Annotated in this window: 8 protein-coding genes; 3 read left to right on the top strand and 5 right to left on the bottom strand. The window is 58.1% G+C overall.

Annotation, left to right across the window (positions count from 1 at the left end):
- Positions 1-28: 28 nt before the first annotated feature.
- From GGU46_RS07670 to GGU46_RS07690, 5 genes are all read right to left on the bottom strand, one after another.
- The gene (locus GGU46_RS07670) at positions 29-1,267 is read right to left on the bottom strand and encodes a restriction endonuclease subunit S (protein WP_183402967.1); all 1,239 of its coding nucleotides are present in this window, start codon (positions 1,265-1,267) and stop codon (positions 29-31) included.
- Positions 1,264-2,820, bottom strand: coding sequence for a type I restriction-modification system subunit M (locus tag GGU46_RS07675; protein WP_317171875.1), 1,557 nt, complete (start codon positions 2,818-2,820; stop codon positions 1,264-1,266). The genes GGU46_RS07670 and GGU46_RS07675 overlap by 4 nt, the downstream gene beginning before the upstream one ends.
- 195 nt (positions 2,821-3,015) lie before the next feature.
- The gene (locus tag GGU46_RS07680) at positions 3,016-5,706 is read right to left on the bottom strand and encodes a phospholipase D-like domain-containing protein (RefSeq protein WP_183402969.1); all 2,691 of its coding nucleotides are present in this window, start codon (positions 5,704-5,706) and stop codon (positions 3,016-3,018) included.
- 12 nt (positions 5,707-5,718) lie between these two features.
- A complete protein-coding gene (locus GGU46_RS07685; protein ID WP_183402970.1) occupies positions 5,719-7,308 on the bottom strand; it encodes a hypothetical protein in 1,590 nt (529 codons plus the stop codon).
- 44 nt (positions 7,309-7,352) lie between these two features.
- Complete coding sequence (locus tag GGU46_RS07690; RefSeq protein WP_183402971.1) at positions 7,353-8,621, bottom strand: exonuclease domain-containing protein; 1,269 nt, start codon at positions 8,619-8,621, stop codon at positions 7,353-7,355.
- 347 nt (positions 8,622-8,968) lie between these two features.
- Here GGU46_RS07690 and GGU46_RS22080 point away from each other — a divergent pair, with 347 nt between their 5' ends.
- The 3 genes from GGU46_RS22080 (at position 8,969) to GGU46_RS07705 (ending at position 14,884) form a co-directional block, all read left to right on the top strand.
- Positions 8,969-10,837 (top strand): McrB family protein, encoded by a 1,869-nt coding sequence (locus tag GGU46_RS22080; protein WP_246398860.1) that lies wholly within the window; start codon positions 8,969-8,971, stop codon positions 10,835-10,837.
- 10 nt (positions 10,838-10,847) lie between these two features.
- Positions 10,848-12,113 (top strand): McrC family protein, encoded by a 1,266-nt coding sequence (locus GGU46_RS07700; protein WP_246398858.1) that lies wholly within the window; start codon positions 10,848-10,850, stop codon positions 12,111-12,113.
- Between the two features lie 227 nt (positions 12,114-12,340).
- The gene (locus GGU46_RS07705; RefSeq protein WP_183402973.1) at positions 12,341-14,884 is read left to right on the top strand and encodes a UvrD-helicase domain-containing protein; all 2,544 of its coding nucleotides are present in this window, start codon (positions 12,341-12,343) and stop codon (positions 14,882-14,884) included.
- Positions 14,885-14,887 lie beyond the last annotated feature (3 nt).

Here is a 14,887-nt window from a genome sequence, read left to right on the forward strand (position 1 = left end):
GGCGGATAGGCCCTGATAGGATTGAAAATCAAGCCATAGCCGGCTCCGCCACCTTCACCCGGCGTTGGCCGGTGAGGAGCTGCTGCATCAGCCCGCGCTTGAGTTCTTGATATTGGGTTTTCTTGTCGGTGAGGACTTGCAGCTTGTCGTCGACTGTGGTCAGGATTTCAGCTATTCGACGTTGTTCTTTTTTGTTTGGTAGGGGAATGACAAAGTCTCTAATTTTAGCTAGCGCCAGCTTAGGTTGAGCATTGTTTGTTCTTTCACGTTCAATAGCATCTTGAATTAATGGAGATTTCATTACATATAGTAAGAATTTCTTTTCGCATGTAATTTTTGTTAACTTATCCGCATTCTCAGTTAAGTTAGCCCCATTTAAAATAGGTGGAATCTCGCCTACTAAACCTAGTGTTCCCGCTACCGAAATAAAAAGGTCATCCTTGCTAATAGTATATCGTGCAATGGTATGTTGAATTTCTACTGGCACGTAAAGAATACTGCTAGTATCTATTCCGCCCATATACATATCTGACACTCTTATGTAAGGGTAAGGAGTGGTTTCTTGTGTGAGAGTGTAGCCTTTGGGAAGCCTTTTGCCTCCCTTGACATCTGCTACTTCTCCAATTGTTACTGTATCCCAACTCTCCGGTATCTGCCCCAGGGACGAATCCTTGAACGTGGTGTGGCCGATGCCGCGGGTGAGCAGGCGCTGCATCAGGCCCTTTTTCAGCTCCTGGGTTTGCACCAGCTGTTCGTCAATCACGGCTATCTTCTCATCCACCGTGGACAGGATTTCGGCTATCTTCTGCTGCTCGGCAAGCGGGGGGAGAGCAACAACGAGCATAGAAGGTAGTGAACTTGGAACATGCGGTATTCCAGAGCCTGTTCTATTCCGTTGTATCCAGTCGAAATCCTTTTGTAGGTGATAGAAAAGATATTTCGCATTTACACCATGTTTGGGAGTAATCTTGGAAACAGTGGAGCCGATAATTCCATTGTGCCCAATTGAGCAAAGGCCTGACCTTTCTCCGTCCCAGAGCATTAGAATATCTTCTTTATTACAAGAGATACCCGCCTCTGAAATTGTGAAGGTGTCATACTTGCCACTAAACCCACTTGCTCCAATTACTGGCGTACTACCTTCAATTGGTCCCTTAATAGTGTCAACTTTTTTCCCTTTTTGGAAGGAAGCTAGGGTGCCTATTTTATCTACAGACCAATCTTCTGGTATTTCTCCAATTACTGTTTGCTTCATTCCAATCTTCATATCCCGATTTCTTCCAGCAAGCGTTCCAGTTTCTCACCAATTTCGGCTTCCTTAGCTTCCAGTTCGCGCAAGGCAGCGTGCACAGTGGGCAAGTCAATAGCGGCGGCGGCTTCGCTGCGGTCGATGTAGCGGGAGATGTTTAGGTTGTAGTCGTTGGCTTTGATTTCGGCCAGCTCTACCGCTCGCATGAACTTGTCCTCGTCCTGGGCCGCTGCATAAGCTGCCAGAATGCGCTTCACGTGGCGGTCTTCCAGTTCATTCTGGTTTTTGCCTTCTTTGAACTCCTGGCTGGCATCGAGGATGAGCACGCGCTTTTTCAGCACCTCGGGCTTGGTTTTGGCCAGCACCCAAATGGCGGCCGGAATGCCGGTGTTGTAGAACAGGGCCGAGGGCAGGCCCACGATGCCTTCCACCAAGTCGGCTTCGAGCAGCTTCTCCCGGATGGTGCCTTCGGCGCCGCCCCGGAACAGGGTGCCGTGGGGCAGCACCACGCCCATGCGGCCATCCTGCTTGAGCACGGCCAGCATGTGCTGCAAGAAGGCCAGGTCGGCGTAGCCGCGGGGCGGAATGCCGTAGTGCAGGCGCCCGAACTTATCGACCACCACCTTGGCGTAGTTGGGGGCCACTTCCTTTTCCTGGCCCTTGCGGTCGAGCTTTTTCTCCTGATTGACTTCGGCAGGCGTCCACCAACGGTCCTGGGAGAAGGGCGGGTTGGCAATTACCCGGTCGAAGAGCATGAGCTCGTTGTGCTCGTTTTTGTGCTGGGGGTTCACCAGGGTGTCGCCCTTGCGCAGGTCGGCGCTGTCGAAGTTGTGGAGCAGCATATTGAGCTTTGCAATGGCCCAGGTGCCCAGGTTCTTCTCCTGCCCGTAGAGCGACACGTTGACGTTGTTGCCCACGCGGCCGCCGGGCTGCTGGGCAATGTGGCGGGCACTCTCGATGAGCATACCGCCCGAGCCGCAGGTGGGGTCGTACACCTTGTTTTTGGGCTCGGGCCGGAGCAGGCCCACGATGAGCTTTACCACGCCGCGGGGGGTGTAAAACTCGCCGCCCTTCTTGCCGGCGTCGTCGGCAAATTGCTTGATGAGGTATTCGTAGGCGTCGCCGAGCAGGTCGGGGGTGTAGAGGTCCTGGTTGCGCAGGGAGTACTGGTTGAAGTGACGCAGCAGGCGCTGAAGCGTGTCGTCGGAGAGCTTTTCCTTGTCGCCGAACTTGGTGGCCGTCATCACGCCCTCTAGCTGGGTGTTTTCGCGCTCAATGGCGGCAAAGGCTTTATCGAGCACCACGCCGATGTTCTCGGTGGCTTTCTTTACCTCGGCCCAGCGGGCTTCGGCGGGTACTCGGAAGTAGGTTTCCTCCTCGGCGTCGGCGCGGCTGAGGCCGTCGCGGGCCATGATGGCGTCCACTTCCTCGTCGAACACGTCGTTGGCGCGCTTGAGGAAGAGCAGGCCGAAGATGTAGTTTTTGAAATCGGAGCTATCGATAGAGCCCCGCAGGATATTGGCCGAATCCCAGAGCCAGGATTCGAGGGTTGGCAGGTCGAGTTTGGACACGGGCTTGGTAGAAGATGGCGGAGCCGGCGCGGGGGCACCGGCAAAAAGCGGTAATTGAGCCATGAAAGCGGTTTTGGCAAGGGGCCGGTAAGGGCACGTTACCAAAAGTAGGGGATGCGGGGGAGGTTTGGAAATGGGACCTCACCCCCCGGCCCCCTCTCCTCGGGGAGGGGGGAGCCTGGTGGTAGTTGCTGCCTAGAGCGTGAGTAGGCCTGTGTTGGGTTGGAGCTGCTGGTAGCGGAAGCAGGGGCCGTATTCCTCGCTGAGCTCAGGCAGGCCGGGGCGGTGGAGGGTGAAGGTGAGGCCCTGGGGAGTGGGGCGCTGGTGCATAACGGCGCAGATGCCCAGCTTGCCCAGGAACAGCCAGTCGCCGGTTTTTACCTTGTTCGCTGGGACGGTGTGGCGGTGGGCGGGGGCGCGTTTCAGATTTTTGTGGTGGGCCTGAAGGCGGGGGGCCAGCGTGGGTAGTAGTTGCCGGAGCAAGGGTAAGGCGGTGGCGGTGGGGAACAGTAGTTTGCCGGCCAGCTCGGTTAGGTGGCTTTCCAGGTGTTGGGGAACCTCGGCCAGATTCCAGCTGGTGGGGCGGAGGTAGTGCAGGAGGTTGGCCAGCAGCAGGTCGCGAGTTAGGTATTCTGGTTTACGCCAGGGAGCGGTGAGAACCAGGAGCAAAGCGTTGAGTAAGCAGCTTTGGCGCAGCTCGGCCACGCGGGCCTCGAAGTGGGGCAGGGGGTGCTGGTAGTGTTGGAGGCCGGCGGTGTACTGGAGCAAGAAGTTGCCGATGAACTGCGCGCAGAATCCTTTGTGGGTATCGTACTCGTGAAGTTCACCGCCTTTGAACATAAACCATTCCTGCTGGGGTGTGCCCTGGTGCTCGGTGGTGAAGCTCCGGCCGGTGTAGTACAGGGCGGTATGCAGGGCGATATTGAAGACAGCAAGGTCGCGCACGGAAAGCGGGGGCAGCTTAATAGCAGGCGGGACAATGGCCTGTTCCACGGAAACAAGGGCGCGTTGCTGCTGCTGGAGGTAGCGCCGCAGGAAGCGGTCCAGGCTTTTTAGCTCCCGTACGGCCTGCTTGGTTCGTTCCCGTTGGAGCGCCAGTTCCAGGTCGATGCTTTGGCCGTCTTCTTCCTCTTCAGAACCGACCGCGAAATCGGATTCGGAAGACGAGGCAGGGCTTGGCCCACCCGGCGTGTACAGCCGCTTGCTGACCTCGTTGAGGAAGGTGCCGATTTGCACGCTGCTGGAGCTGAGCAGGCCCTGCTGGCGCAGGTGGTCATCGGCTTTCTGCTGGTTGAACTCTTCGGGGGAGAGGTGCAGCACGGTGGTAGCCGACGAACTGGGTTTTTGGGCGGCAGCAGTGCCTTTGCCAGGGGTGGGCGTATCGTCGGCGTCGATTTCGACCAAATCGAGCACCAGATTGGCGAATCCTTCGAAACCGGACTGGAGCAGGGCATCAAAACCTTCCTGTAGCTTCCGCCGGGTGGGGTCGGGGCAGTACTGCTCCTGGCGGGCGGGGTGCTGCACAAACTGGCGGCCGACCACTGTACCGTCGGGCGCAACCAGCTCCACGCGGTTGATGGACACGGGCAACTGCTCGGGTAGCTCGGTTACGAGGGGGTGCGTCAGGGGGCGAAGCGGGGATTCGTGCTCCACACCCCGCGGGGAAAATAGACGGATGTGGACGGCGCTAAGGGTCGGAGCAGGCTGGTAGGCCAGGTGGATGGTGAGTTGACGGGGCTCCATTTCAGCCAGGACGATACGCACGGGCAGAGACAGGGCTTCATCGGAGCCCCCTTCCTCGGTAAGCCCCGCGGGCCGGGTCTGGCGTTGGATGGCGGCCAGTTTTACGGCGTTTTGTTTGGAGGGCTTGATGCCCAAGCCGGTCAGGTAGCGCGCGGAAGGATGGTGAAGCAGAAGGCTGGCCTCGGCATTGCGGGCCAGCTGCGGGCCTGCACCCATGCCGGCCGTGGTGACGTTGGCGCTGCCGAGGAGCAGGAACTCGCCCTCATCGGTGGTAAAGTGCAGGAGCTTGGCGTGGAGGCGGCTGGGCGTACCGGCCTCGTCCGGACCGCACTCGCTCCAGTAGTGAAAGGTCAGGCGCTCGGGCTGGGGGGCGGGAAAATCGGTCGGTAGTAGGCCCAGCCGGTCTTCGACAACGCACTGCACCGTGGCGCGGGGAAACTGCCGGAGCAAGTAGGAGAGGACCTGGCCCGCCTGGTCGTAGTAGGGCGACACCGTGACGATGCGCTCCACGGTGGCGCTGGCGAGGTGGTCAAGGGTTTGGGACAGGATGCCGGAGTCGGTGTTGGTGAGCAGGGCCACGGAAACGTCGTGGTCGAGCGTGCGCAGGGTGCCGGGCGCCACCGGAGGGAGCTGGGCCAGCCACGGGGTGAATTGCCGAATCCAGGCCAGCTTGGTGGCGGCCATGCCCTGCACGGTGGCGGTCAGTTGTTGGGTGTAGTGCCAGGCATCGGCAAAAAGGGCGGCATTGGGGGCCGTGGGGTTGGCCACGTGGAAGCAGCCCCAGGCTTCGTCGTTGCCGCCCAGGCCCGACGCGGTGAGGTTGCCGGAGCCCAAAGCCAGCAGGCCTTCCTTGGCCCCGAAGAACAGCGCGAGTTTGGGGTGGAATACGCCTTGGGGGCGGTAGATTGGATAGATGGTAAAGCCCGATGACTCCTGAAACTCGCGGCCCGAGGCGCTGGCCGATACGTATTCGAGCAGGGGGCCATCGGTTAGCACCAGGATGTTCTGGATACCCGCGGCGCGCAGCTGGCGCATGACCCGCAGCTCGAAGAACTGGAAGTCGAAGGTGTAGCAGGTGAGGATGCAGGAGTGGTAGTGGCCCTTGCCCAAGGCCTCCAGGTAGTTCTGCCGGGGAATACGCATGACGGAATAAGCTTAGGCTAGGAAGTTTCGGCCGCGGGCGGTAAGGATGTGGTCGTCGTTGAGCAGGCCTAGGTCGATGGCCATTTGCAACAGGATGTTTAGGCGGGGGGTGGAGAAGCGGGCTTGGATAGTGTCGAGGCAGCGGACCCACTCGCCCTCTATCTCGAATTTGAGCGTAGATTGGTGCCCGCCGCCCATTTTGCGCATGGCCACGTACTGGTGGCGAACAATCACATCGTGGTAGATGAAGTGCTGGATAAACTGCCCCAAAGGCCAGTCTCGGTACTGCGTGAGTAACTCGGCATAGGCCAGGAAATTGCCTTCGCGGAGTAGCCCGAGGGGCTGGGCATACTCCCGCAATTGGGGCAAGTGGGGAAGATTACGCTGGTAGATGCTACCCAGCAACCCGAAGGCCGCGGCGGCCTGCAGAGGAGGGTCTTGGTCGGTTTGAGCTGCAAGACACTCGTCGACGAAATCTTCTTCTTCGGATCCCGTCTGATGGATAGTGGTGAGCAAGTCGTCCAGCGTGGGCTGGGAGGGGAGGTCGGGGGCCATCTGCTCCAGCACCTCCTGAGTGAATTGCGTGAGGAAGTTAGGTAGGTAGGCATAGCCGCCGGGTACAGCTTCGAGGCGGCGTAGTAGGGCCTCTAGGACAGAACTGCTGGCAAACTGCCAGTACTCGTTGAGTTGGTAGTAGTACCAGCCCCGGCGGGTAGGCTCGTCGGTGCCATCTCCTTGCGAGTCGTAGTTATTAATAAGAAAGCTCACCCAGGGATATTCGGGCTGGTGCTGCTGCATATGGGCGAGCAGCAAGCGCAGCGAAGTAAGGCGATGGTAGGAAGGGGTTTCGGTGTGCAGGGCGGGGTAGTCGGCCCCCGTAAGCATGCTGAGATAAGCGACTTGCTCGGCCCCGTTGCGGCGGAGGCGGGACAGGTCGAAATACGCGGCCAGGGTCTTGATATCGTTGGGGTTCAGGCGGCCGCGCTTCACGCTGGAGAGAAAGAGCTCCTGGATATCGGCCGGAATGTCGTGCGCAAACTCGTTGGCTAATTCTTCGCCCGTCAGCCGCCCAACTTGGCGTGAGGTGCGCACCAGGAGTTTTTCGTGGTGTGCGCTGGTACCGATCAGACCCAGGGCGCGCAGGGAGCCGGCGTAGTACTGACCTAAAGCACCCAGCCGAGCTTTCCAGTAGGTGCCGGCGTTACCGTTAGCCCGGGTATCGGCACCCTCATCAAGGCGGTAAGGAGCGCCGGTATTCTGGTCAATCAGCTTATCGGCAAACTCGCTGCCGGGAATATTGATGGCCGAACGGTCGATGTGCCGAACGAGGATGGCGACTAGGAGCTCGGCACGGCGGACGAAATCTTGCTGGCTTTCGGGGTCGACTTCACCAACCCGCAGGGCGTACTCCTGGAGTAACCAACAATTGAAGCCATAGTAACGGATACGGTTGGTGACGTTGGTGAGCCCAGGTAGCAGAATAGTGTAGGTGGCTTCGGACGTGATTTGGAGGCCAAGTAGGTCCAGGCCGCGAATGAAGGATAGTTTGTCACCCAGGAATGGAACGAGGGCTTTGCCTTTGGTTAGAACGGCAGTGGGCATACTGAACAGAAATAGGAGGTAGCGTAAAAGCGGGGCTTTTCGGGCTAGGGCAGGTAGCGCCGAAAATGCTGCTCGGAGACGATATGTAGCTGGGTGCCCTGGGCGCGGAGCTGCACGGCCTTTTGAAGCTTGCGGCCCTGGCTGCTGGTTACCCAGTTGGGGCTGCCGGCTGCGCCCACTACCACGTAGTGCGTGCCAGCGGAGGGAGCAGCATCGGAGGGCACCCCGCCCAGGGCCTGAATGGCGGCGAAAACTGCGGCGCGGGTGCCATACGCAAACTTGCCGGTTACGACGAAATGGCGACCAGCAAACTGGACGGGGTGGGGAGCTGGCTCGCACAGCGGCAGCTCTTGGTCGGAGGCAGGCGTTGAGGGAGCCGGTTGTCTTGGTTCGTCGAGCAGGGCCGTCATGACTTCCCGGAGTTCCGCCCGCTCCGCGGCGTCGCAGACTCCGTCGGCAAAGATGCGCTCGACGCGCGTGAGCAAGTCGCTAAAGGGCCAGACCGGTTGAGCGGGCGCATGGGTGCGCAACCAGTCGGCAAAGAACCGCGCTTCGGCTTCGTTGACTTCGCCATCGGCCAGAATACCGCTGCACAGGCCCAGAAGTTGGGCTAGGAGCGGTTGTAGGTCGGGGGCGGCGGGCAAGCTGGGAGCGGGAAGTGATGCAACAGCTAGGGAACCTGCCGGTGGACGGGGGGCGGCCAAGCCCAGGCAAAGCTCATGGAGTTCCATGGGGCAGAGGCCAGTGAGATGCGGAGAGCTGCCTCGCAGCCGGAGTAGTTCGGGTAGCTGGCTGCGGCTCATGGCCTGTAGCACTTCGAAGGTGGCCGTTACATCGGCTTTGGCCTGATGGGCACCGGTATGTGGACGCTGGAGATAGTGCTGTACCGCAGCGGATAGGGTTCGGGAGGGAAGCTGGGGATGGAGCAGGCGGAATAAGTCGAAAACGTCGACGTGCTGGGTGGCCGGCGCCGGAAAGTTCAGTTGCACCCGCGCAAATTCCTTGGCCAGGAGAGGCACGTCGAAGCGGCGGCCATTGAAGGTGCACAAATCAGCGTCGTCAAGGTAGGCTAACAGTGCCTTGGCTACTTGGCGGAAAGTGGGCTGCTGGGCTACGTCGGCCTGGCGAATGCCGTGCACGGCGGTAGCATGGTAAGGAATCGGCTGCTCCGGATTAAGGCGGCGGGTTTTGTGCTCGTGGGTACCGTCGGGGTAGACCTTGAGGATAGAAATTTCGACAATACGGTCGGTGGAGGGACTCAGACCGGTAGTTTCTAGGTCGACGACGGCGAGGGGGCGAGTAAGATGAAGCATAAAGAAGGATGATTGCACAGTGCCCGCAAATACATGGAATACCAATTGAGCGAGCGGGTAGCTGTGGAGTATAAAAGCACTAGATGACCACGTGTAGCCTCTCTGAAAATATTGACTTGCTCAACTGCTAGCTACTTTTTGCTGCTAAGATGAAGTAAGTTTATGATATCATCTGGCTCGTAGAAAACTTTTAGGTTTACCTCCCAACTATTCTGCAATTCCGCGCCGCCCGGCTAGTTTCGGGCAATGATAGTATAATTGGTCACGAGGGCTGCTTACGCTGCCACAAACCAAAGCGGTGCTTTGGGTAACAACATTTAGAAGTCCATTTTTTGATACCAATTTTAATGAATACACCCGTCTATTTCGCCCTGGGCACCATGCAGGCACCCAACGGACAGCTAGTAGATATGACGGCTGATTTTCTAGCCAAAGGTTACTGGAGCCATGACCACGATGGTAAGGTAGATGTGGAAAAACGGGTGCGCAGCATTCCGGTGGGGGCCATGGTGGCTCTAAAGTCGTCCTTCGTGAGCGGGAAGAAAGGGCATAAGGTGGGGATGCTCCGCATCAAAGGGCTGGGAACGGTTACGCACAATCCGGGTGATGGAATGCGCGTGGAGGTGCAGTGGCAACCTGATGTTAAACCCTTTGAGCTGCCGGTCGGGTATCGGCATACCATTAGCCGCGTGAATAGCTCCGAAAATGTGCAGGCTATATTTCATGGTAAGCCGCTGCCGGTCAAAAACCAACAAACGACCGTGACTCCAGACAAGCCGCAGACCGAAGAAATTGTGCATCCCCTAAACCAGATTCTGTACGGACCTCCAGGCACGGGCAAGACGCACGCTACGATGGCCTGGACTATTGCGCTGCTGGAAGGGCGGGAGTTTGCGGAAGTGGTGGATGCGTATGATGATAAGCGCCAGGAACTATTGGCCTTGGTGGACGACTACCGCCAGCGGGGGCAAGTAGAGTTTGTGACCTTCCACCAGTCGTTTAGTTACGAGGATTTTGTGGAGGGCATCAAGCCGGAGCCAGCATCGAACGGGCAGTTGAATTACGCCGTTGCCGATGGGGTGTTCAAGCGCCTGGCCCGCGAAGCCCGAAAGATATGGCAGGCGCAGCAGGACGGTAAAGCCGACAGTGCACCACTGGTGGCCGAGGACACGTTCGATGAATCGTACGCAGCCTATCTGGATAGCTTGAGCCAGCAGTTACAGAAAGGCCAGCGGCCCCGGCTGAACACGCGCCAGGGGCATCCCGCAGACGTACTGAAAGTGGATGCGGACGGAACGTTGATACTGGAACACGTGAACAGCGCCCAGATGAAACACCGAATCGGGCGTGAGTGGATTCGGGGCATTTACGCCAAGTACGACCAGCCCGATGATATTCAGCAGGTGTACCGTGAGCTACGGCTCCTGGGTGGCCCGAACGTGTCCCTGCAGTGGGCGATTTTCAAGGGTTTGAAGGATTTTGAAGCGGCCCGCCGCCCGGCGACACCGAATGCAGAAGCGGCCGAAATAGCACCCCTGAGTAAGTTGGCTGGAGAAGCCCCGCGCTACGTGCTGATTGTGGATGAGATTAACCGGGGCAACGTGGCTAACATCTTCGGGGAATTAATAACGCTGCTGGAAGAAGACAAGCGTGTGGGCGGTGAAAACGAGCTGACGTTGACGCTGCCGTATTCCAAAACCGGGTTCAAGGTACCACCGAATCTGTACCTGCTAGGGACCATGAACACGGCTGACCGTAGCGTGGAGGCACTGGATACGGCCCTGCGGCGGCGGTTTGGTTTTGTGGAAATGCTACCGCAACCCGAATTACTAGACCCGCTGGGTGAGCCGACGGACGCACAGCACCTCGACTTGAGCAAGCTGCTTCGGGTGATTAATGAGCGACTGGAGTACCTGTTGGATCGGGACCATCAGCTGGGGCACGCCTGGCTGCTGGAAGTAACCGACTTAGATGACCTGCGCCGAGTGTTCCGCAACAAAGTAATTCCGCAGTTGCAGGAGTATTTCCACGGAAGATGGGGCCGCATCGGGCAGGTGTTAGGGGCCGATTTTGTGGAGGTGAAGACCAGCACAGTCCAGTTGATGCCAGGCTTCGACGATGATTTGGACGGGGGAGAAGAGCGCTCGGTCTACCACATTCCCCTGGACAAAGACTGGTCGGAGGAAGCGTTCCGCCGGATTTATCAAACGACGTAACCCTGCTGGCATGGCCTTGACTTCCGCTTACCTGGTAGCCTATGAGCATGAGCGGGTGCGCGTGACTTCGGAGCAGCAACGACGACTATTGCAGTTTCAGGCCCGGCACGGGGCTGCCTGGTTTACGGCAGGGCACCAGACGCTGCGCCTGTCGAGCTACGTGGGTATCATCCAGCTGCCCGGGTTGACGCTGGAGATTTTGCCAAAAGCGGATGATCCGGCACGCACGATTACCGGCGCAGGCCAATGGAAGCACGTATTACTGCAGATGCTTCAACGCGTGTACGAGATGCCCGTAGCCGTTCCAGCAGCTGCGCAGCTAGCGCAGGCGCCTCACGCCATGCTGGATTTGTTCGTAGCTGCTTTTGTGCAAGCGGCCGAAAGTTTGCTGCAACGAGGGTTGGTGAAGCGTTACCGCGTCACGGACGAAAACCGACCAGCCTTGAAAGGCCAGCTGCTTTTCGCCCAACAGCTACGTCATAATCTGAGCCACGGGGAGCATTTTTTTACCCGGGCGCAGGTATACGACGTGGCGCACCCGTTAAATAGCCTAATACGAATGGCTCTGCAGGTAGCGGCTGGTCAGGCACGAGGGACAAGCCTGGCGGCCCGGGCCCGCACTTTATTACTGCACTGGCCCGAAGTTGCTGCGGTAGCCGTTCCGGCCGAAATGCCGCGACTGACCAGGAAAACGGAGCCCTATCGGACGGCCCTGGAGCTAGCCCTGTTACTTCTGAACCATAGTAGCCCTACTATTCAGGGGGGAGGTACCGAAGCCGTGGCGCTGCTTTTTGACATGAACCGCCTGTTTGAGCTGTACGTGGCCAAGCAACTGCGCCGGGCCGCCGGGAGCCGGGCGAAGGTGAAGGTGCAAAATCAGCAATCATTTTGGGGAAGCGTGCGCATCAGGCCGGACCTAGCCGTTACGATTCAGGGGCAGTGCTTTGTGCTGGATACCAAGTGGAAACTGCCGAAGCACCAGCGACCAGCCGCCGCTGATCTGCAGCAGTTGTATGCGTATTGTCACCTGTGGAAATCCCCCCACGGCTTGCTGCTCTATCCCGGAATAACAAGACAAGGCAAGGCGCAGCAGCAAGACTTCCAGGCTAGTGGGCTGATGCCGAATCAATCCGTGACGGCCCACGTCTATTTCGCGGATGTTCTCGACCATAAGGAGGGCCTAAATCCCGCATTTGGAGCTACGTTGTTAGGGTATCTTGAGAACCTGCTAAAAGACTCCATTCATTTGAGCGTAAGGGAGCAGAAAGTTGGATAGAACATACCACTAAGCGCAGGGAATAAGGCGAAGCCCCTAGATAAAAAGTGCGGTAGGAGAAGTAGCTTTGTTCTTTTTATTCCGCACAATTGCCCCAAAGCCGGTCATCTACTCGGTTCTGGAGAGTATTTGAATACATGCTTTATTACCTAATTATCGGAGCATTGCTCCTGTTATTGATAGTTTTTTGGCAGCACGCCAGGCAGGCAAAGCGGCAGCGTAGTACCATGGCGCTGCGCCTGCGCCTAGAAGAAGTTGAGCAGGCCGAGCGGGCCTTTCGGCATTACCTAGTCCCAGAAGCAGGCTATTTCAGGCACTACGTCCTGCACACCTGGCAGGGACAGTACGAGGAACTGAAACAAGCCGTAGAAGCGGGTCAGTATCTAAAAACCGACTTGTCAGCAACTGAAAAAGGGCTGCTAACGGCGTTTGTGAGCTACTACGCCGATGGGGAAGCAATGCGGGCGAAGTTCAATCAGGGCTTTGTGGCCCGGGAGCTGGCACGGTATGATGCCCTGTTCAGCCGGGTGGAGGGTCGCAGCTTGGATGAGCAGCAGCGCAAGGCCATCGTCAGCGACGAGGACAATAATCTGGTGGTAGCGGGGGCTGGCTCAGGTAAAACAACGACCATTGTGGGCAAGGTGCAGTATGTGCTGGACAGGTACCGCGTGGCTCCTGAGCGGATTCTGCTGATTTCGTTTACCAATAAATCGGCGGCGACGCTGGCCGAGCGGATAGGTATTGCTGGCATCGAGCCGCGTACCTTTCATAAGTTCGGTAAGGACATTATTACGGCCGTGGAAGGGCGGCAGCCCTCGTTGTACGACGAAAACCAACTTAACACGTTTATAGCCGGGGCGCTGCAGGACCTGCTCCGACAACCGGCCTATGCCGAACTGGTTATCGACTTCTTTCTGCGCCAACTCAAGCCCCAGAAACCCAACGAGGCATTTCGGAGCCGGGGCGAGTACATTCAGTTCCTGCGGGACTTTGGGATGCAACCCTACCGGGCTACGAAGCAGGAAGCCAATGGCCGGGTGACCTACCAGCGGGAAGCGGTGAAGAGCGCGGAGGAGTGTCACATTGCCAACTTTCTGTACCTGAACAATATCGAATACTATTACGAAGCCCCCTACGAGCACCCCACAGCCACCGCGCACTACGCGCAGTGGAAGCCCGACTTCACCATTGTACAGGATGGAAAGCGGGTGTACCTAGAACACTTCGGGGTGGACAAGAATGGCAACGTGCCGGCCTTCTTTGCCAAGTCGGGCCAGAGCGTATTAGAAGCTAGGACCCGGTACTGGGAGAAGATTGAGTGGGCCCGCCAGACCAGTCGGAAACACGGGACGATGCTGCTTGAGACCTATAGCTACCAGCACAGTGAGCATCGGCTCACAGAAGCATTGCGGAAGCAATTAGAGGAGTACGGTATTCGGCTGCGGCCCAAGACCGCCGCCGAGGTTTGGGAAATCCTAAGCACGGTGGCGGAGGATGAAGTAGGCTCCTTTCAGACGCTGTTGCGCACGTTTTTACTACATCTAAAATCCAGCAACAGCACCGTGGAGCAGGTGCGGGCGCGCAACGAGCGGGTGCCCGCAGTACATGAGCGGGAGCGAAACCGACACTTCCTGGCCATAATAGAGCCGTTGGTAGAACGCTATGCCCAAGAGCTGGCGCGGCGAGAGGAAATTGACTTCAACGACCTGATTAACCGAGCCACGGACTATGTGCGCACCGGCCGGTATGGACGGAGTTTCGATTACATTATCATTGATGAATTTCAGGATATTTCGCAGGGACGGGCTCAGCTAATTCGTTCCCTGACTGAACGGCACCCGGCCACCAAGCTGTTTTGCGTGGGCGACGACTGGCAGTCGATTTACCGCTTCGCTGGCAGCGACCTGGCCTTGTTCACGAACTTTGGGCAGCACTTTGGCCATAGCCTGCTTTCGCGCATTGAAACGACTTACCGTTTTCACGAACCGCTACTGGGCCAGTCGAGCACCTTTATTACCCGCAACCCTAGCCAAACACCCAAGCATTTGCGCAGTGGGCTGCCAGGCCGACGGACCCAGCTGCGGGTGGTAGCCACTCCGGCGGGCCAGCAAGACGATACAGTGACGCTGGTGGAGCTGCTGGAGGAGCTGATTGCTACTGTGTCGAACCTAGCCCACAAAGAGCTTCTGCTGCTGGGGCGCTACTCTTTTGACTTCCGCCGCATCCGCAACACTATGCGGGTCTTCCGGGTGGATGCAACGCGGTCAACGCTCTATTACGATTACACAGACGCGGCCGGGAGGCCCCAAACGCTGCAGCTACCCTTCCTGACGGTGCACAAGTCGAAGGGATTGGAAGCGGATATTGTGGTGGTGCTGAACTGCAACACCGGGCGGCGGGGCTTTCCCTCGGAAATGGCCGATGACCCAGTGTTAGGTCTAGTGCTAAGCACCGCCGACCAATTTGCCAACGGAGAGGAGCGGCGACTGTTTTACGTAGCTTTGACCCGAGCCAAGGAGCAAGTCTTTCTGTTATCGGACCCAACGTCCAAATCGAAGTTTGTGCTAGAGCTGGAAGGCCAGGGGAGCCCGGCGTCGGGCTCGTCGGTCGGGCGCCGTTGCCCGGCGTGCCAGACCACGGAACTGGTTCTGAAGACCGGCGTCAGTGCCAAGGGCAAGCCCTGGAGCTTCTACGGCTGCCCGAATTTTGCTTATGGCTGCGACTACCAAGAGTGGGTAAAGCCTGTGGCGAAGGAAATACATGTGAATTGAGAG

This window comes from Hymenobacter latericoloratus (genome assembly GCF_014199535.1).
Classification (GTDB): domain Bacteria; phylum Bacteroidota; class Bacteroidia; order Cytophagales; family Hymenobacteraceae; genus Hymenobacter; species Hymenobacter latericoloratus.